Annotated in this window: 10 protein-coding genes; 4 read left to right on the forward strand and 6 right to left on the reverse strand. The window is 39.4% G+C overall.

Going from position 1 to position 20,634, the window contains the following annotated elements; translation table 11 throughout:
• Window positions 1–951 precede the first annotated feature (951 nt).
• The gene (locus tag MT390_RS12150; RefSeq protein ID WP_166372020.1) at window positions 952–1,839 is read right to left on the reverse strand and encodes a DMT family transporter; all 888 of its coding nucleotides are present in this window, start codon (window positions 1,837–1,839) and stop codon (window positions 952–954) included.
• A gap of 401 nt (window positions 1,840–2,240) precedes the next feature.
• On the opposite strand from MT390_RS12150, the gene MT390_RS12155 reads away from it, so the two are divergent.
• Together MT390_RS12155 and MT390_RS12160 are read left to right on the forward strand one after the other, a co-directional pair.
• A complete protein-coding gene (locus MT390_RS12155; protein ID WP_499441376.1) occupies window positions 2,241–3,050 on the forward strand; it encodes a substrate-binding domain-containing protein in 810 nt (269 codons plus the stop codon).
• Complete coding sequence (locus MT390_RS12160; protein WP_499441377.1) at window positions 3,047–5,287, forward strand: EAL domain-containing protein; 2,241 nt, start codon at window positions 3,047–3,049, stop codon at window positions 5,285–5,287. The genes MT390_RS12155 and MT390_RS12160 overlap by 4 nt, the downstream gene beginning before the upstream one ends.
• Before the next feature lie 377 nt (window positions 5,288–5,664).
• Here the strand turns inward: MT390_RS12160 and hrpA are convergent, their stop codons facing one another.
• From hrpA to gltB, 4 genes are all read right to left on the reverse strand, one after another.
• Window positions 5,665–9,552, reverse strand: a complete 3,888-nt coding sequence (gene hrpA, locus MT390_RS12165; RefSeq protein WP_499441379.1) for an ATP-dependent RNA helicase HrpA — start codon at window positions 9,550–9,552, stop codon at window positions 5,665–5,667.
• A gap of 269 nt (window positions 9,553–9,821) precedes the next feature.
• On the reverse strand, window positions 9,822–11,411 hold the full coding sequence (locus MT390_RS12170; protein ID WP_499441381.1) for a Na+/H+ antiporter NhaC family protein: 1,590 nt from the start codon (window positions 11,409–11,411) through the stop codon (window positions 9,822–9,824).
• Window positions 11,412–11,642: 231 nt separating this feature from the next.
• The gene (locus tag MT390_RS12175; RefSeq protein ID WP_166372013.1) at window positions 11,643–13,112 is read right to left on the reverse strand and encodes a glutamate synthase subunit beta; all 1,470 of its coding nucleotides are present in this window, start codon (window positions 13,110–13,112) and stop codon (window positions 11,643–11,645) included.
• Window positions 13,112–17,632, reverse strand: a complete 4,521-nt coding sequence (gene gltB, locus MT390_RS12180; RefSeq protein ID WP_499441383.1) for a glutamate synthase large subunit — start codon at window positions 17,630–17,632, stop codon at window positions 13,112–13,114. The genes MT390_RS12175 and gltB overlap by 1 nt, the downstream gene beginning before the upstream one ends.
• Before the next feature lie 686 nt (window positions 17,633–18,318).
• On the opposite strand from gltB, the gene MT390_RS12185 reads away from it, so the two are divergent.
• Together MT390_RS12185 and MT390_RS12190 are read left to right on the forward strand one after the other, a co-directional pair.
• A complete protein-coding gene (locus tag MT390_RS12185) occupies window positions 18,319–19,500 on the forward strand; it encodes an MFS transporter (protein ID WP_240923641.1) in 1,182 nt (393 codons plus the stop codon).
• A 3-nt stretch (window positions 19,501–19,503) separates the two neighbouring features.
• Complete coding sequence (locus tag MT390_RS12190; RefSeq protein ID WP_166372011.1) at window positions 19,504–19,803, forward strand: MGMT family protein; 300 nt, start codon at window positions 19,504–19,506, stop codon at window positions 19,801–19,803.
• Window positions 19,804–20,375: 572 nt separating this feature from the next.
• On the opposite strand, the gene MT390_RS12195 is transcribed toward MT390_RS12190, so the two are convergent.
• Window positions 20,376–20,634 (reverse strand): hypothetical protein (locus MT390_RS12195; RefSeq protein ID WP_499441385.1); only part of this gene is annotated, 259 nt, incomplete at its 5' end.

The following is a 20,634-nucleotide window of genomic DNA, read 5'->3' on the forward strand; positions in this document are numbered from 1 at the left end:
TTGTAAACAACAAACAAAACGTGATCCCTCCTCAAAAAAGCTAAATGCATGACACCCGGTTTTAGGACAGAGTTCAGATCGAAAGTTCCAAATCGGACAGGCAAATACTTTTACAGGTAAAATATTGTTAATTGATAACGAAGATATAGTGAAAAGATCGGCCATTAAAGTTTCTGCGCAAAGCAAAAGCCACCGTATAACTCACGTCGAATCAATTATAATGGCTCCTTCTGGGCCATTTTGCACACAATCAAAGACCCTATAGTTTTTTCTCCACATAAATAAGCGCAACCAGCACAACGTGAAATACAGTGATAATAAGGTGTATCTGATAACGACATTTGAGGTTGGCGAGACTGAGTCATAACAACGCCCCTAGACATGTAAAACTACATCATTAAAAGATAGAGCTGAAAATATTACTTATCACACGTCAAAGTTTATGGCTGTCTTGCTCTTTATTTTGGTTCGCCTTTACTTATCAAGGTTATGTTGATATTTCCGGCTTTGTATTTAGCCCTATCGGCGGCTTTACTTTATCTCTGCCAGCAGAGAGCCAGATACTTACAAGAGTGCAAAGAGACTGGCACCGAGTCACTTTCTTCATCTAAACCATCAATTTCTTTCTTAACACAACAGTTCATGCAGCAAACGTCCAATTTGCAATTCATGATTTGGGAAAGCTCAATAGAGGAGAAGTCGTAGCCTCATTTAGAATCGATTGAATCATTAACTAATTGATATTAATGACTTCAACGTATGGGTGCCCACAAGTTTTTACACCTTTTTATAACTTTTTTGTCCATAACTTTTATAATTTTTTGCGGGCTTTCAATTTTTGACAAAGACCGCAATAGCTATTGTGTGCTTATTTAAGCCACTTGCTGGAAAATGTGTAAATGGAATACCACTGATTAACACGACATTCCCGAAAACCTACAAACACCTAATTTAATCAACAACTCGCTTACGCGTTAGCGCTATTCCTAAAATTATTAATAACATCGCCGCTAGGCTGTGCCATTCAATGGCTTCGCCCAAAAGAAGCGCACCAGTAAAATACGCCACAATAGGAATCACGTAATTAATATACGATAGAAACGTAGGGCCTGCCGTGCCGATAACAGCAAATAAAAGAATGGTAGCAAATGCAGTCGGCCCGACACCTAACCACAACATGGATAACGAGGCTTTTAAAGAGTAACTTTGTTGCCACGGTAAATCTTGCCACAGCCACAATGGCACTATCACGATACTGGAAATAATCATCACGCCTGCCGCTGTCACAACAGGATTATAAGAAGGTAATCGCCTCACCAAAATGGCATTTATCGCATAACTAAAAGTGGCTAGTAAAATCAATAAACCGCTCAGTAAATTACTGTAAGCTCCTACTAACGACGGCCATAGCACAATCACCACGCCAGTAATACCTAACACAAAACCGAATATTTTAAAGCGATTGAGGCTTTCTCCTGATACAAAATAATGTGCCAAAATCATTGTCGCCAATGGCATAAAAGCCATCAACAATCCCGTAATGCCCGAGCTAATATCTTTCTGACCCGTTGAGATAAGAAGAAATGGCAACAAGTTACCCATAACACCCAGCAATAAAAATACCGCCCAAGCCAACGGCTCTACAGGCAAACGCCAACCCTTGGCATACATAAACAGAGTTAGAATAATCGCAGCAATCAACACTCTAAGAGAAACGATAGCCACAGGACTAAAGCTTTGCAGTGAAACAGCGGTAAACATAAATGATGTGCCCCACAGCAAAATGAGTAACAGCAGAGAAAGCCAGTCTTTAACAGTAGGTGTGTAGTTATGAGGCATGTGTTTTATCCAATTAGCATGTTTAATAGGTAAATATTACTAGAGAATGATGACTAGAGAGTTTAACCAACAACCTCCCGCTTTATTGATAAATTTAATATAGAATAACTGAATACCCAGTATATTAAAATCGTAAAGGGTTGATTTTATTGTGATCAACTAATGGGTGCTCACAACTTCCATCAAGGAAATCGTAGCCACATTGAATATCGTTTGAATGATTAACTAATTGATATTATTTATTTAAATGTATGGCTGTCCACTACTTTTGCTACAATTAGAAAAACCAGTCTATTGCCACTTTAGGATAATGTACTAATATCATGGGGTAAGTATCTCTAAATGAATGAATATATTAAATAAAAAGGTCATATATGCTTCCTTCTAAACTAACGAATTTAATGAAATTGCCCTCGTTATTGCTCACTTTATTTATCGGAATATGCACAACGATGCAGGCACACTCTGACACCATCAAAATTGGTGGAACTGGGAATGCGTTAGGTACAATGCAATTAATAGCCAATGCTTATGTTAAAGCACACCCTGAAACAGAGGTTATCGTTTTACCCAGTATTGGCAGTAGTGGCGGTATTAGTGCCGTCCCAAACAACGCCATTGATATCGGCCTTAGTTCACGTCCTCTTAAAAAATCTGAACAACAAAAAGGCATTAAAATAATAGAATATGCCCGCTCACCAACTGTTATTGCTGTTTCTAAACGAGATAAAGTCACTAATATTAGCCTGAAACAACTAGCTGACATCTATTCAGGTGAAATGTTGAATTGGCCAGATGGCAGGACAATTAGACCTATTATTCGTCAACCGGGTGATGATAACTCTATTCAATTAATGGCACTGTCACCTGAGTTAAAACAAGCGCTGGAAATAGCTGATAACCGTCCCAACTTACCCTTTGCATCAACGGATCAAGATGCAGTTGACAAAATCGATAGCATTCCTGGGGGTATTGGTGTGACAAGTTTGGCATTGATCCTCTCTGAAGGTCGTCCTTTACGGGCATTAATTCTGGATGGTATTGCGCCGACTCCTGAATCGGCAAGTTCAGGTGAATACCCGATACTAAAACACTTTTATTTAATAATACCTGAAACCGTTCCTGTACATGTACAGGCATTTATTTCGTTTATCAGCTCGAAAGATGGCCAAGCCATCCTAGAAAAAAATGGAAACTCGATCGTTTTATGATCCCAATTGATGACCACATAATTCATTTTATTAAGCGACTGTCTATCGTCATTTCGGTGATTATTGGTCTCAGCTTACCTGTGAGTTATACCTTTATAGCCTACCAAGATTTAAGTGAGTCATTAAGTTTTAAAGCCAAGCTAAAAGCATTAGGACAATCTGAGTTAATAACACAACTACCAGATACTTGGATGTATGCAGAAAACCGAACGCAAGGCATACTAAAACGGGAACCAGTCCTGTTGGATAAAGAGTTCATAGTGCTTTTTGATGCAAAAGGTAACGTAATCACTTCAGCAGGTAATGAGATAGCCTTCCCTTCAATGCATCGCAGTTACCCTCTTCATGACATTGAAAAAGTAGTAGGTAAAGTCACTATTACGGCCTCATTGAACTCACTTATTATCAATGCCATTAATATCGCTTTTTTAGGCGCTCTCCTTGGTTTTGTTGTTCTGTTAATGATGCGTCTTATTCCGATACGTCATTTGAAGCGAATAACAGAAGAGCTAAATGAAGAAAAAGAACGAGCGATTATTACATTACATTCTATTCAAGATGCAGTGATACGAACGGATGCAAATGCACGAGTACTCTTTATTAACACTGCGGGTGAAAAACTGCTTGGAACAACGTTACAGGCACTAATAGGTAAGCCAATAAGTGACGTAATACAAATCGTTAACGCTGCAGGTGATAACATTGACAATACATTATTAAAAGCACTTCAGTATAAGAAAGAGACGTCTTGTGATGGTCAAAGTACTTTAAGAATAAACGATTCAATAGCCATCGCAGTAGAAGAAAGAGCAGCACCAACGTTTAACAATAAAGGTCAATTGTCTGGTGGTGTGCTTTCTTTACGTGATGTGAGCAATGCAAGAAACTATCTTGAGCAACGCTCATGGGAAGCTTCTCATGACCCTTTAACGGGACTATTAAACCGTCGTGCTTTCCAGAAAAATATTACGTTCGCAATTGATGAAGTTAATAATCAACATGAACAGTACGTTTTAATGTTCATGGATCTTGACCGTTTTAAAGTCGTGAATGACTCTTGTGGGCATGCTGCGGGTGATGAGTTACTCACGCAAATTGCACAGTTAATGCAATATAAAATAAGAGACACAGACCTGTTAGCTCGGCTTGGAGGAGATGAATTTGGTGTATTATTAGGTGGGTGTGATTTAACTCAGGCTAAAATAATCGCAAACCAATTTCTCAAAACCATCGAGAACTATCAATATTTTAACAAAGACCAAGTCTATACCATCGGTATTAGTATTGGCTTGACCTTAATTACAAGCAATAGTGTTGATAGCACACAAGTCCTTAATGAGGCAGACTCTGCCTGTTACTGGGCAAAAGACAACGGTCGCAATCAGATAGGTGTTTTCTTAGCAAACGACCAAAACCTTGCTACACGACGCAACCAAACATCATGGGTGAATCGTATAACATCTGCTTTAAAAGATGATCAATTTGTACTTTATCATCAAACGTATCGTGCATTAAAAAACCAAAACAAAACACACCTTCATATGGAAGTCTTGATTCGCATGGAAGATGATCAGGGAGAAATTATTCTGCCAAAAGACTTTTTACCGACTGCAGAACGATACGACTTGATATGCGACATTGACCAATGGGTGATCAACAAAGTATTTTCAATTTTTCATCTTATCAAAGCCGAACATCCAGACAACACAATAATGATTGCCATCAACTTATCAGGGGCCTCTATTAACTCTAATAGTTTATTGCCGTTTATCAAAAAGAAAATTCTAGAATTTAATGTCGATCCTAAATGGATATGCTTTGAAGTCACTGAAACTATCGCTCTTAAAAGTTTTTATACTGCCATTGAGTTCATCGAACAATGTAAAAATATTGGGTTTAAATTTGCTTTAGATGACTTTGGCACTGGCACAAGTTCTTTCGAATATTTAAAAAAATTGCCAGTAGATTATCTAAAAATTGATGGTAGTTTTGTGCAAAACATAGAAAAAAATGCCCTTGACCGAGAGATGGTAAGCAGCATCAATAAAATAGGACAGTTGATGAACAAAATAACTATCGCTGAATTTGCTGAAAATGAGTTAATTATTGATAGATTAGATAAAATGGGCGTGGATTACGCTCAAGGTTATGCAACCTCACTGCCATCGCCATTACAGCCAAACAAAAAAACTAAAAAAAAACAGCCATCACTTGAGATTAACAACACCAAACAGTAAAGAATAAAAATCTTACTCTACGTGCTACAACCATACCCACCGTTGAGCTTTTCCAAACGCTCAATATCTTTCAGCAACAGCAAACAGGACGTTTGCTGTAAGTTCATTCGGCACAGGGACGTGCCGTATGAACTGGTACGTTAGGAAAGGTATTGCTCGTTTGGATAAGAAAGCGATTCGGTGCCAGTCTCTTTGCACTCTTGTAGGTATCAATTTCTCTGCTGGCAGAGAGAAAGTAAAGTCGCCGACAAGGCGAAAACACTGAAATTAATCAGCACAATGTCCCGATGAGCGAAGACGAACCTTCAAAACTAAAAAAGCATAAAAAAAGCAAGCCGAAGCTTGCTTATCAATTTACATTTTAAAAGGTTAATGACTTAACCCTTAAGTTCCGTCAACTTCAACCTCACTCGTTTCGCTGATACTGGATAAGGCGTGCCTAGCTGCTGTGCAAACAACGACACCCTTAACTCTTCCATCATCCAATACACTTCAGCTAAACCTTCATGTTCATTTTCAGTACTCAATAACTGCTTACATAACGCACGATAGCGTTCTTCAAGATCATGTAACTCAATGGTATTTAATCTGTCTTGGTTTGGATTCACCGGTAACTTCTCTAAACGCTTTTGTAACGCTAATAAATAACGCTTAATGTCGTTAAGTTTTCCCTCACCCACTTGGCAAACAAACCCAGGGAAAATCAAACGCTCTAGCTGCGACTTAATGTCCCCTTTAGCCACCAACATACTTAAATCCGCTTTGCCTTTTAATTGCTTATTGACGGCATGAGCAAGGGTTAATACTTGTTCCACTTGCTGTGTAATTTGTAACGTTTTATCTGCCAGTTCAGCGCGCACTTTTTCTTTTTGTCGCTCAAATTCAGGGGCTTCTTGTGGGTGTGTCTGCCCCACAAGAATTGCATCAACGGCGCAGCTAATGCAGTCATCAATTAAGTCTTTCACTTGCCCAAAAGGGTTAAAGTACAGCCCAAGCTTGGCCTTATTAGGTAAACTTTGTTGCAGGTATTTAATTGGTGACGGTACGTTCAACAAAATTAATCGACGTAATCCTGCTTGATTAAAACGTTGTGCTTTGGCTTCGCTGTCAAATAACTCAATCGCCACACTTTTGCTTTTATCTACCAAGGCAGGATAAGCCTTCACTTCATATCCGCCATGGTCTTTTTTAAACGATGTTGGTAATTTACCAAAATCCCATTCTAATAAATCTGATTTTTCAATACCTTGCTTTGAAACCTTTGATAAGGTTTGTTTCACTTTACCTTTTAAGTCGTGCTGCAATAATTTTAAATCGGTGCCGACAGCAACACTTTTTTGCTTATCGTCAATCACTTTAAACTTGATACGCAGATGCGTCGGTAATGCAGATAGATCCCATGAATCTTCAGGAATTCGAACACCAGTCATGCGTAGTAATTGTTTTTCAAAAGCCTCTAATAACGGACCCTGTAAAGGCACTAAATTAGCCATTGCGGCTTCTGCATAGTTTGGAGCAGGCACAAAATTACGACGAATAGGTTTAGGTAATGTTTTAATTAGCGCGACTAATAGCTCTTCACGTAGCGCTGGTATTTGCCACTCAAAACCTTGGTCTGATATTTGGTTTAATAATGCCAGTGGAATATTCACCGTTACACCATCTTGGCTAGTGCCTGGTTCAAAGGCATATTCAAGCTGTAAACGGAAATCACCTTGCTGCCAATGATCTGGATAAGCATTGGCGGTGACTTTATCTGCATCATGCGCCATGACTTGATCACGTTGATAGTTTAATAATTGTGGCTGTTGTTTTTTTTCTTTATTCCACCAACTATCAAACTGTTTTGCACTACATACATTTTGCGGCACAAGTTCATCGTAAAACAAAAACAACGTTTCATCATCGACCAAAATATCGCGGCGACGTGATTTATGCTCTAACTCTTCAATGTCATTTAATAACGCTTGGTTATCTTTAAAGAATTGATGACGCGTTTCAAACTCCCCTTCCACTAAGGCATGACGAATAAATAACTCACGACATAATATTGGGTCAATATGGGTGTAAATAACTTTACGCTTACTGACAATAGGAATGCCGTATAAGGTTTGTGTTTCGAACGCTCCAACCACGCCTGACTTTTTCTGCCAATGCGGTTCAGCGTAACTACGTTTAATAAGATGTTGTGCTTGGTGTTCTACCCACTCTGGCTTGATACGTGCCGCGACTCGTGCAAATAGTTTTGATGTTTCAACGAGTTCCGCAAACATGCCCCACTTTGGCTGTTTTTTAAACAAACCAGAGCCTGGGAACATATAAAATTTACTATTCCGCGCACCTAAATATTCGGCGTCTTTATCTTTTAAACCGATATGTGATAAAAGGCCTGCTAATAAAGCTTGATGGATCGCATCAAAGTTAGACGGCGTGCTGCTCACCTTAATGTCTAGCTCATCGGTCACTTGTTTGATTTGTGTATAAATATCCTGCCATTCACGCACGCGCATATAAGCTAAAAAGTCTTTTTGGCACATTTTACGGAAATGGCTACTAGACAATTCTTGGCGCTGTTCGTTGATGTAATTCCATAAATTAACATAAGTGATAAAGTCTGAATCTTTATCTTGAAAGCGACGATGTTTTTCATCGGATGCTTGTTGCTTATCCATTGGGCGTTCGCGCGGATCTTGAATACTTAAGGCCGCACTGATCACCATCACTTCATGTACACAATCAAAGTCTTTAGCCGCTAAAATCATACGCGCTAAACGTGGGTCTACGGGTAATTTCGCTAGTTGACGACCCAAAGGTGTTAATTTCTTGCGTGGATCTTTGGCTTTTAGGTCAACCGCGCCTAGTTCTTCTAATAGGCTCAAACCATCTTTGATATTTCTATCTTCCGGAGGCTCTACAAATGGGAATTTATTAAGCTCACCTAAGCCAAGCGATAACATCTGCAAAATAACTGACGATAAGTTAGTACGCAGTATTTCTGGGTCAGTAAATTCAGGACGACCATTAAAGTCATCTTCACTGAATAAACGAATGCAAACACCTTCGCTGACACGGCCACAACGACCTTTACGTTGATTTGCACTGGCTTGCGATATTGCCTCAATCGGTAGACGTTGCACTTTAGTACGGTAGCTATAACGGCTTATACGCACGGTACCTGTATCAATGACGTATTTAATACCCGGTATGGTTAAGGATGTTTCTGCTACGTTGGTCGCTAGCACGATACGTTGACCACGATGCCCTTGGAATATCTTATTTTGTTCTGCCACACTTAAACGCGCAAACAAAGGCAGTACTTCGGTATCGCGTAATTTTCGTTTGGTTAATGCTTCTGCAGTATCGCGAATTTCACGTTCACCATTCATGAAAATAAGAATGTCGCCACGACCTAAACGTTGTAGCTCATCAACGGCTTGGAAAATACCTTCGATTTGGTCACCTGCTGCGTATTCATCCAATGGACGATATAAGGTTTCAACAGGAAATGTACGGCCAGACACTTCGATAATAGGCGCAGCTTTACCACGTTTATCACAAAAGTGTTGTGCAAAACGTTCTGGGTCAATGGTCGCGGAGGTGATAATTACTTTTAAATCTGGGCGACGGGGTAATAGACGTTTTAAGTAACCCATTAAAAAGTCGATATTTAAACTACGCTCGTGCGCTTCATCGATAATGATGGTGTCATATTGACTTAAGAAACGGTCGTTTTGTATTTCAGCTAATAAAATACCGTCAGTCATTAGTTTGATATAAGACTTGTCGCTGACTTTGTCCGTAAAACGAACACGATAACCTACTGTTTCACCAAGCTCAGAATCTAACTCTTCAGCAATACGATTGGCCACGGTTCTAGCGGCTAAACGTCTCGGTTGAGTATGACCAATCAAGCCCGATACACCGCGCCCTAGCTCTAAACAGATTTTAGGTATTTGCGTTGTTTTACCAGAGCCTGTTTCACCAGCAATAATGACCACTTGGTTATTGGAAATGGCTTTGGCTATTTCGTCTTTTTTCTGGCTAACGGGCAGGTCAGGATAAGTGACTTCTGGTAGGTTATCTAAACGTTGCTTACGTTTATCCATCGAGACCTGTATATCAATGGCAATTTTAGTTAGGCTTTGTTCTACTTTTTCAGGCGATTTTAAGTTAGCAAGATCATCAATTCTACGTTTTAAACGGAATTGGTCTTTATATAACACGTCATTTAAATGGTCTTTTAAAGCAGTAGCAGAAATGGTCAAAACAGTTACCTAGCAGAAACAAAAAACAGATCCTAGCAAGGCTACTCGAAAAAGGATAGTCACGGAGGCTTGTTTATTAATGGGTAAGGTGAATTGCGCCTCAGTTACCAATAAGAATGCAGAACCTGTAAGCCTTAAAGTCAAATAAGGTGAAGGTATTAAAGGCATGTTATTGAAGGTTTGGCATGAGCGATGACATTAAATGTAACGCTATAGGTACAAAAAAAGCAGGCAAGCCTGCTTTTTAGTATTATTCAAGGTTTAGTGTTTTATAATTGACGAATAGGCGAAGGAATTGACGAACGAAGTGAATATGTTTTCATTACCACAATCACGGCCACAAAGGCAGCGGCTGAGGCAGCTAAAGCCCCTATCGTTGAACCAGTAAAGCCAATCACAACAAAACCAACAATAGACACTAATGCCATTGCAAGCGCATAGGGTAATTGTGTGGCGACGTGGTCAATATGTTCACAACGCGCACCCGTTGACGATAAAATAGTGGTGTCTGAAATCGGAGAACAGTGGTCGCCAAATACAGACCCCGCTAATACCGCACTTAACATCGGTAACATCATGGTTAAATCCGTTGCGCCGGCCATGTCGCCCGCAATCGGTAACATGATCCCAAAGGTACCCCAAGAAGTTCCTGTTGAGAACGCCATTGCACCAGAAAGGACAAATAAGATAACCGGTAACCAATGTAATCCAATATTACCTTGTACTAAACTTGATAGATAAGTACCGGTATTCATATCACCGATCACAGTACCAATAGACCAAGCAAAAAATAGAATAATAATGGCACCGAACATCGATTTTGCGCCAACCCAAAGAGCAAATTTAATATTTGTAAAGCTTTGCTTTTGTCTTACTACGGTCAATAAAGAAAGTACTAAGCCGATTGAGCCACCGTAAACTAAAGAAGCACCGACATCAGTATTCTCAAAGGCACCTAATACAGAGAAATTTTGACCTGCTTCAGCTAATGCAGCATTACCGGTATAAAGCATAAAAAATAACGTTCCGATAATTAAGCCAATGATTGGGTAAACTAAATCGCCAACCTTACCTTGTTCATGCTCTTCAATACCCATTTCATCTTGTAAATCGATATAGTCTTGTTCACCCTTGGTGATCTCTTTTTCTGCCATTGCTTCATGTTTTTTCATTGGCCCAATATCAAGTTTGAAAATAATCACAGCAAAGACCATTAACAAAGTAAATATTGCGTAGAAATTCATAGGAATTAATGCAACATAAGCCCCTAACGGCGAATACTCTGTCATACCATGGCTAACCAAAATACCACTGATAATGGTCATGATATAGGCGCCCCAGCTTGAAACAGGCATCAGAATACACATTGGTGCAGCGGTTGAATCAAGTATGTAAGCTAATTTTTCGCGTGACACATTAAAACGGTCAGTAACAGGGCGAGAGATAGAACCAACGGCCAAACTATTAAAGTAATCATCTATAAATATGAACACGCCCAAAAATGCCGCCAATAGCGACGCACCACGTTTATCTTTAATATGGTCAAGTGCCCAATCAGCAAAGGCACGCGTGCCACCAGAAAGCGTCAATACCGCCGTCATCATTCCCAGCAATAACAGGAAAGCGACAATACTCATATTCCAAGTATTTAATCCGCCATCTTCAACTACCACACCTTTAACCGTGTTAAAAATGTAAGTTCCCGCTGCTACCACTGAAAAATCAACCAGTAATAAAGCACCTAATATAATACCTAAACCTAACGACAATAAAACTCGACGCGTAAGAATAGCTAACCCCAGTGCAACCACTGCAGGTAAAATCGACAGCGTAGAAGCTGAAAAATCGATTAAAGACATTAATCTTTCCTTTGTTCTACATTTGAAAATAAACTGCACGATACAGCAGACTTTCAAATGTTTTTAGTATGACCGGTACAAAATACCGAATTTAAGGGAAACGGATTTTATACTACTTTTAAAACAAAAAAACCCCCTGCTCTAAAAAGAGAGGGGGTTTATTAACACTAAATTGCATGTTAAGTAATGTTGTTAGCAGATTGCCTAACAAACAACCAATAATGGTTTGTTTTAGTTAGCCATCATTAATGAATCATTGATACATTCAAGATTAGAGTTACCCATCAAGTATGCATCAATAGCACGTGAAGCTTCACGGCCTTCATTAATACAACGTACGATCAGAGACTGACCAGTACGCATATCACCTGCGGCAAATACGCCTGCTTGGGTTGTTTGGTAATCGTTAGTTTTAACGTTACCGCGCTCATCTAAGCCAATTGATAACTGCGCTAAAACACCCGTTGGTTCTGGGTGTAAGAACCCCATTGCCAAGAAAGCTTTAGTACAAGGAATTGAACGTACAGAACCTTCAATTTCTTTAAAGTTAGGACGTTGACCCGGTGCTGCTTCTTCCCATTCGATATCTGCAACCACTAACTCTTTAACGTTACCGTTTTCATCACCGATGAATTCTTTAGTTAGGATTGACCAATGACGATCTACACCTTCTTCGTGTGAAGTTGTTGTTTTCAAGATCATTGGGTAAGAAGGCCATGGCATATTCACAGTACGTTTTTCAGGTGGAATCGGCATGATTTCCACTTGCGTAACCGATGCGGCTTTATGACGGTTAGAAGTACCAACACAGTCAGACCCTGTATCACCACCACCGATAACCACTACATGGTCATCTGCGGCATGAATTTCTTCAGTCTTAAGATCCATACCGTTTGCACGGCGGTTATTTTGACCAAGGAATTCCATTGCAAAATGAACACCTTTTAAGTCACGACCAGGGATTGGTAGGTCACGAGGAACCGTTGAACCACCTGTTAATAACACAACGTCAAATTGCTTACGCAAATCTTTTGCATCAAAATCAACACCAATGTGTGCATTCACAACCATTTTAATACCAGCCGCTTCCATTACCGCAATCTTACGATCGATAATGTCCATACCTAGTTTAAAGTCAGGAATACCAAAACGTAATAAACCGCCTATTTTTTCATCGCGCTCATAAACCGTAACAGTGTGACCTGCTGAGTTTAATTGCTCTGCTGCTGCAAGACCTGCAGGGCCAGAACCGATGATAGCAATTGTTTTGCCGCTACGAGATCTTGGTATTTTTGGTTGAACATAACCATTCTCGTATGCTTTTTCTACAATTGTTTTTTCAATATTACAAATCGTAATAGGATCTTGGTTAATACCTAAAACACATGAAGTTTCACATGGAGCAGGACAAACACGCCCAGTAAATTCAGGAAAGTTATTCGTTGAGCTCAGGATTTCCCAAGCCTCTAACCAACTCTCGCGGTAAACCGCATCATTGAATTCAGGAATGATGTTACCAATTGGACAACCGTTATGACAAAACGGTACGCCACAGTCCATACAACGAGAGGCTTGGTCATTAATCTTTTTACCAAACACGTCGTTTTGCACAAACTCTTTATTATCTTTTAGACGCTCTTCAACCGATAATTTCGGTGGAAGTTCACGACCTAATTCTAAAAATCCAGTAGGCTTACCCATTATGCTGCTTCTCCTTTCACTCGAGCTGCTAATGCCGCTTTATAATCACGAGGCATCACTTTAACAACTTTTGCTAAGCTTGCTTCAACATCCGCTAAGAACTTAGCCGCTATATTAGACTCGGTAAGCTCTAAATGTTTAGTGACTTTTGCAATTAACAGGTCTTTATCTGCTTGATCTAGAGGATCGAGGTCAACCAGTTCCATATTACAATTAGCTGTAAACTTATCATCTTGGTCCCAAATATAAGCAACACCACCACTCATACCCGCCGCAAAGTTACGACCCGTAGACCCTAAGTTAATCATTATACCGCCAGTCATGTATTCACAACCGTGATCACCGATACCTTCAACAACCACTTCGGCACCCGAGTTACGTACACAGAAACGTTCACCAGCCATACCATTAATGTATGATTGACCAGATGTTGCGCCATAAAAACATACGTTACCAACGATAATATTATCTTTAGCAACTAATGTTGATGAGCGGTATGGATAAACCACGATTTGACCACCAGATAAACCTTTACCCCAGTAATCATTTGCATCGCCTTCAACAGTAAACTCAACACCCTTAGCAAGGAAACAACCAAATGATTGTCCAGCAGAGCCTTTGAATTTAACTTGCATCGATTTAGGCAAACCTTGGTCGTCATAGACTTTTGAAATTTCATTAGAAAGCATGGCACCACAAGAACGGTCGACATTAGTGATAGGGAATTCACCCGATACTGCCTCGCCTTTCTCTAACGCTGGTGCTGCTAACTCAATTAGTTTTCTATCTAATACTGCTTCAAGGTTATGATTTTGAGTTGTTTGGTTAAACATCCCATCTTCTTCTTTACCCTGTTGCTTGAATAGAATAGTACTTAAATCTAAGTTTTTATATTTCCAGTGCGTCACATCTTCGCGTACTTTCAAGTTTTGTGTTTGGCCAACCATTTCAGTGATTGATTTGTAGCCTAACATCGCCATGTTTTCACGCATGCCTTGAACCATATAACCAAAGAAAGTAACAACATCATCTACACGGCCGTCGAAACGTTCACGTAATGTTTTGTTTTGTGTTGCGATACCAACAGGACAAGTATTTAAATGACACTTACGCATCATAATACAACCTTCAACCACTAAAGCAGCAGTTGCAACGCCCCATTCTTCAGAACCTAGTAAAGCAGCAATTGTTAAGTCACGAGGTGTTTTCATCTGGCCATCAGCTTGTAACACAACACGGTTACGTAAACCGTTTTTCATTAGCGTTTGATGTGCTTCAGATAAACCTAGTTCCCATGGTAAACCAGCATGACGAATAGATGATAATGGTGATGCACCTGTACCGCCGTCAAAACCAGCGATTAAGATTACGTCAGCTTTTGCTTTAGCAACACCTGATGCAATCGTACCAACACCGGCTTCTGATACTAATTTAACGTTAACACGACCTTCGCGGTTAGCATTTTTCAAATCGTAGATAAGCTGCGCTAAATCTTCGATTGAGTAAATATCATGATGCGGTGGCGGTGAAATTAGACCTACGCCAGGAGTAGAGTGACGAGTACGACCAATCCAGTCATCAACTTTATGACCTGGTAATTGACCACCCTCACCTGGTTTAGCGCCCTGTGCCATTTTAATTTGGATTTCAGCAGCGTTTGTTAGGTAGTACGACGTAACACCAAAACGACCTGATGCTACCTGCTTGATAGCAGAACGTTCCCAATCACCATTTTCTTTTGGTTTGAAACGGATTGGATCTTCACCACCTTCACCAGAGTTTGACTTCGCGCCAATTCGGTTCATTGCTATCGCAAGTGTTGAGTGAGCTTCATGTGAGATAGAGCCAAAGCTCATCGCACCCGTTGCAAAACGTTTTAGAATTGATTCCGCTGGCTCGACTTCGTCAATTGAGATTGGACCTGTTTCTTTAGGTACAAATACAAATTGGCTACGTAACGTTGCTGCATCATCACCCTGTTTATCAACGGCTTCTGCGTATTGTTTGAACTGCTCATAATTTTTGTTACGAGTCGATTCTTGCAATAATGAAATCGTTGTTGGGTTAAATAAATGTTTCTCACCACGTTGTTTCCACTGGTATACACCGCCTACATCTAAACGTTGCACAGGTACTGCACGTAATGGGTAAGCAAAACGATGACGCACTAAAATTTCATGTGCAATATCATCAATTGATAAACCTTGAATACGCGTTACAGTGCCTTTGAAGTAATCATCAACTACTGCTTTGCTAATGCCCAATGCTTCAAATATTTGTGCACCTTGATAAGACTGAATCGTTGAGATACCCATTTTCGAGAAAATCTTCAACAGACCTGCGTCAATCGCATATTTGTAAGATTTAAAGATTTCATCAACAGATTTATCAGCTGGCAAACGTTTCTTATTTTGTAGATCAACAATCATTTCTTCAATTAAGTAAGCATTAACGGCAGAAGCACCGTAACCAATTACTGTTGCAAAATGATGTGTTTCACGTACGTCACCTGTTTCCACTACGATGTCACACATAGCACGTAGGCCACGTTTGATTAAGTAGTGATGTACCGCACCTGTTACTAACATAGCAGGAATAGGAGCATGGTCAGACGTTGCATTACGGTCAGAAAGAATGATGATTGAGTAACCATCGTGAATCGCATCTTCTGCGTAACGACAAATACGTGCTAGCGCTTTTTTCAACTTACCTGGCTCACCAGAAGCGGCAAAGAAAGTTTCTAATGTCTTAGCTTGTAAGTGCTTGTCATCCAGTGCATTAATTTTTTGTAATTCAGCATTACTTAATACAGGCGATTCCAGCTCAACTTTATGACAATGTTCTGGCGTTTCTGCCAGTAAATTTTTGTCTTTACCTAAATAAGTATTTAACGACATAACCATACGCTCACGAATCGGATCGATTGGAGGGTTAGTTACTTGTGCAAATAATTGTTTAAAGTAATGAGATAAATGTTGAGATTGATGTGACAGTACCGCTAACGGCCAATCCACACCCATTGCACCTAATGGCTCTTTACCATCAAGTAACATCGGTAGAATAATGTCATTAACTTCTTCAGAAGTTACACCAAACGATTGTAAACGTTTTAACAATTTACCCGCATCTGGTTGGATATTACGCTCTAATGCTGCAGGCTGATCTTCTAATTTAACTAAGTTATTTTGTAACCAAGTTTCATAAGGTTTTCTTGCTGCAATGCCATCTTTCACTTCATCATCAGAAATGATACGGCCTTGTTCAAGGTCAGCAACAAAAATACGACCAGGTTGTAAACGACCGCGTAACTTAATGTTTTCAGGGTCAATTTCAACAACACCTGATTCAGATGCCATCACTAGGAAGTCATCTTTTGTCACTGTATAACGAGATGGACGTAAACCATTACGGTCAAGTGTTGCACCTACTTGTACACCATCGGTGAAACAAACAGAAGCTGGGCCATCCCAAGGTTCCATTAGATTTGCGTGGTATTGGTAGAAAGCACGACGCTTAGGATCCATACTTTTATTTTCTTGCCAAGCTTCAGGGATCATCATCATCAATGCATGAGGAAGACTACGGCCAGACAGCACTAATAATTCTAATGCCATATCAAAGCTTGCAGAGTCAGACATACCATCAGTACAGATTGGCATTAACATGTCTAATTCAGAACGAGTGAAGAACTCAGCTTCAAGCAAAGCTTCACGCGCTTTCATCCAGTTGATATTACCGCGAACCGTATTAATCTCGCCATTGTGAGCAATGTAACGGAACGGTTGGGCTAAACGCCAACGTGGGAATGTGTTTGTTGAGAAACGAGAATGAACCAATGCAAGTGCAGTCACCATACTTGGATTTTGTAAATCTAAGAAATATTGTGGCACTTGTTCAGTGGTTAATTGACCTTTATATACAATCGTTTTGTAAGAGAAAGTGTTAATGTAAAAGTTATCTTTAATGCCATTAACAGACTCTAAACAAATGCGTGTTGCATAATTACGTAGAATAAATAATTTACGTTCTAATACAGCAGGTTCCATATCAGGACCGCCAGTCACGAACATATGTTCAAACTGTGGTTCGCTGCTTAATGGATCAGCACCAATCATTGAATTATCGGTAGGTAGTACACGGTAACCAATCACTTCAAGAGAAAGACGTTCAGCAGTTCTTGCTAAAATTTCGCGACAATGGTCACGATGATTTTCATCTTTAGGGAATAGAATGGTTCCTACGCCGTACTGATCAAATTTAGGAAGGGTAATGCCTTCTTTTAATGCTTCTGTTACTAAAAACTCATGTGGTTTTTGTAAAAGAATACCCGCGCCATCACCACTACATGGATCGCAACCTTGACCACCACGGTGTTCCATACGCGCTAGCATATCTAAAGCTTGTGTCACAATCTTGTGAGACTTGCTGTTTTTTAGATGTGCGACGAAACCGATACCACAAGCATCATGTTCCAGTTCAGGCACATAAAGGCCTTGAGCGTTTTGCTCTATATTAGTCATAAACATGTCCTTCAAGATAAAACAGTAATGTTACTTAACTGTAAGATCTAATGTTTTCGAAGTGCTACACACGACTTGTAATTGAGTTACCAAAAACAAGCAATTAATTTTTTTACTTTTTTTGTAAAGGAAACTACTTTCTTATGAAAAGTGCACTTAACAAAAACTCCCTTGACCAAGAAATAACGCGCATAAGAGCAGTACAAGCACAGGGCTTATACATTATTTCTTGAAATCACCCTACTGTTAAAGGTGTAATTTTGTCTGTATTCTATCTTTTAAGCGGCATAAAATCCAATTTTCTTATTCACTTCCCCCGCACTCTCGTGTTAAAGCAATGTTAACCGCATCAGAACCCTTGTGATCACCCTGTTAAAGCCTATGATCCACTAGGAATAAAGCGAGATGGGAGATGACGTCTAAAGATAATGATAAAGATAACTACTAACAAAGGTAGACTCAAACGCTATAAGACACTTACTTTATGAATTTATATTTACGAATAATGCATATAAATTCACAAAAAAATCAACTTAACACCGTTTGATAAAGTAAAGATATCACCATAAGATGCTTAACGGCTAGATTTTATTGTCATTAACTAAATTACAGCGCAACTAAAGACAAGATTCGCTTTAGACAGTAAAAAGCGTAAAATGTTTTTTTATCATAAATCACGGCTACCCATGAAATCGCATCCTTTTTTACAAAAACCTGAAAGTTTATTACTTGTAATGGCTTTTATCATGCCATTAGTATTTTCCGTATGGATGGTGTTGTTGAATAACTTTGTGGTTGAAAAAGCAGACTTTACGGGTGTTGAAATAGGAATTTTACAAAGTTTACGTGAAATCCCCGGCTTTTTAGCTTTTACTGTCATTTATGTTCTCTTATTTATTAAAGAGCAACGCTTAGCGATCCTCTCTTTGGGCATAACGTCGGTAGGTGTTGCTATTACAGGCTACTTCCCACAGGTAATGGGCTTATATTTAACGACTATGTTAATGTCGATCGGGTTTCATTATTTCGAAACAGTTAATCAATCGCTCACCCTGCAATGGATCAATAAATCAGAAGCAGCGCATTTCATGGGCCGAATACTTTCTGTTAAAGCCATTGCTTCATTACTCGCTTATGCCAGTGTTTGGGTTTTGATGGACCACTTCAAAGTAAGTTATGAAGTCACTTATTTATTATTTGGTGGATTAGGCTTAATATTAACGCTCCTTTTAGCTTCAGCTTTTAAACAATTCCCGCCACTTACCGAACAAAGCAAAAAGTTCATAATAAAAAAACGCTATTGGTTGTATTACGCACTGACTTTTTTCAGTGGCGCTCGTCGACAGATTTTTGTGGTATTTGCTGGTTTCCTAATGGTAGAAAAATTTCACTACAGCGTCGCTGAGATCAGTGCATTATTCTTAATTAATTATGTTTTTAATTGGTTGTTTGCCGCTAAAATTGGCAAACTCATTGCTTATTTCGGAGAGCGTTCCGTACTTATTTTCGAATATTTAGGGCTAATTATTTTATTTATTGCCTACGGTTTAGTTGAAAACAGCACTATTGCTGCTTCGTTATACGTTATTGACCACCTCTTTTTTGCGCTAGCAATTGCCATTAAAACTTACTTTCAAAAAATAGCAAATCCAGAAGATATAGCGGCGACGGCTGGTATTAGCTTTTCAATTAATCATATTGCAGCGGTGGTGATCCCTGTATTATTAGGTTTGGTTTGGATAGCTAACCCATCGTGGGTATTTTACTGCGGAGCAGGCTTTGCACTTTGTTCTTTGAGCCTTTCTTTTCTGATTCCTAACAACCCTTCGAAGGGCAACGAATTTACATATCAAACAAGAGAAGCCTGAAAGATGGAAGAGTTTGCACAAAACGTCTATACCATTTTGTCTTATTTAGACGAAGGTAAGTTAATAACCTATGGGCAACTAGCGAAACAAGCCGGCTTTCCTCTTCATTCCCGCCATGTTGGCAAGGTACTAGCGAGGCTACCTAAAGATTCCCGCTTACCCTGGTTCAGGGTGGTGAATTCGCAGGGTAAAATATCTTTAATAGGCGAGGCATTTATCAGGCAAAAGGCTTTATTGGAAAAAGAAGGTATAGAAATAACTGACCAAGGTAAAATTGTAAAATTTAAACAGTACTTGGATTAAATATCAGTTAAAGCTAATTAACTACGAGGTTACGAATTTAAGGTGAAAAACTTCAAGCAAAAGCGAATTAACCACGAAGGCACGAAGTTAAAAGAAGTAAACCTTAAAACAATACAAAAGTTGCTACTTAATTTCTCAGTTTATTTTTTCTTCGTGCTCTTCGTGCAGCGTAGCGGCTTCGTGGTTGCTTAGGTCTTAAATCAAAAGCCATTTAACCACGAAGGCACGAAGTGAAAAGAAGTAAACCTTAAAAAATACAAGAATAAATACCTTTAAATATTTTCTGCTTGTTCTTTTCTTCGTGCTCTCTGTGCAGCGTAGCGGCTTCGTGGTTGCTTAGGTCTTAAAATCAAAAACCATTTAACTACGAAGGCACGAAGTGAAAAGAAGTAAACCTTAAAAAATACAAGAATAAATACTTTTAAATATTTTCTGCATGTTCTTTTCTTCGTGCTCTCTGCGCCGCGGCTTCGTGGCTGCTTAGGTCTTAAAGTCAAAAGCCATTTAACCACGAAGGCACGAAGTTAAAAGAAGTAAACCTTAAAACAATACAAAAGTTGCTACTTAATTTCTCAGTTTTTTTTTCTTCGTGCTCTTCGTGCAGCGTAGCGGCTTCGTGGTTGCTTAGGTCTTAAAATCAAAAGCCATTTAATCACGAAGGCACGAAGTGAAAAGAAGTAAACCTTTAAAATTCGAGAATAAATATCTTTAAATATTTTCTGCTTGTTCTTTTCTTCGTGCTCTCTGTGCAGCACCGCGGCTTCGTGGTTAGTTGGTTTTAAAATCAAAAGCGATTTAATCACGGAAGCACGAAGTAAAAAGAAGGAAACC

This window comes from Vibrio sp. 2-Bac 85 (genome assembly GCF_037546705.1).
Lineage (GTDB): Bacteria > Pseudomonadota > Gammaproteobacteria > Enterobacterales > Psychromonadaceae > Psychromonas.

What these genes read in the sequence shown, in the direction of transcription:
- gltB (WP_499441383.1), bottom strand. Translation starts at nt 17,632, where the DNA reads ATGACTAATATAGAGCAAAACGCTCAAGGCCTTTATGTGCCTGAACTG.
- MT390_RS12190 (WP_166372011.1), top strand. Translation starts at nt 19,504, where the DNA reads ATGGAAGAGTTTGCACAAAACGTCTATACCATTTTGTCTTATTTAGAC.
- MT390_RS12155 (WP_499441376.1), top strand. Translation starts at nt 2,241, where the DNA reads ATGAAATTGCCCTCGTTATTGCTCACTTTATTTATCGGAATATGCACA.
- MT390_RS12150 (WP_166372020.1), bottom strand. Translation starts at nt 1,839, where the DNA reads ATGCCTCATAACTACACACCTACTGTTAAAGACTGGCTTTCTCTGCTG.
- MT390_RS12175 (WP_166372013.1), bottom strand. Translation starts at nt 13,112, where the DNA reads ATGGGTAAGCCTACTGGATTTTTAGAATTAGGTCGTGAACTTCCACCG.
- MT390_RS12160 (WP_499441377.1), top strand. Translation starts at nt 3,047, where the DNA reads ATGATCCCAATTGATGACCACATAATTCATTTTATTAAGCGACTGTCT.
- MT390_RS12185 (WP_240923641.1), top strand. Translation starts at nt 18,319, where the DNA reads ATGAAATCGCATCCTTTTTTACAAAAACCTGAAAGTTTATTACTTGTA.
- MT390_RS12170 (WP_499441381.1), bottom strand. Translation starts at nt 11,411, where the DNA reads ATGTCTTTAATCGATTTTTCAGCTTCTACGCTGTCGATTTTACCTGCA.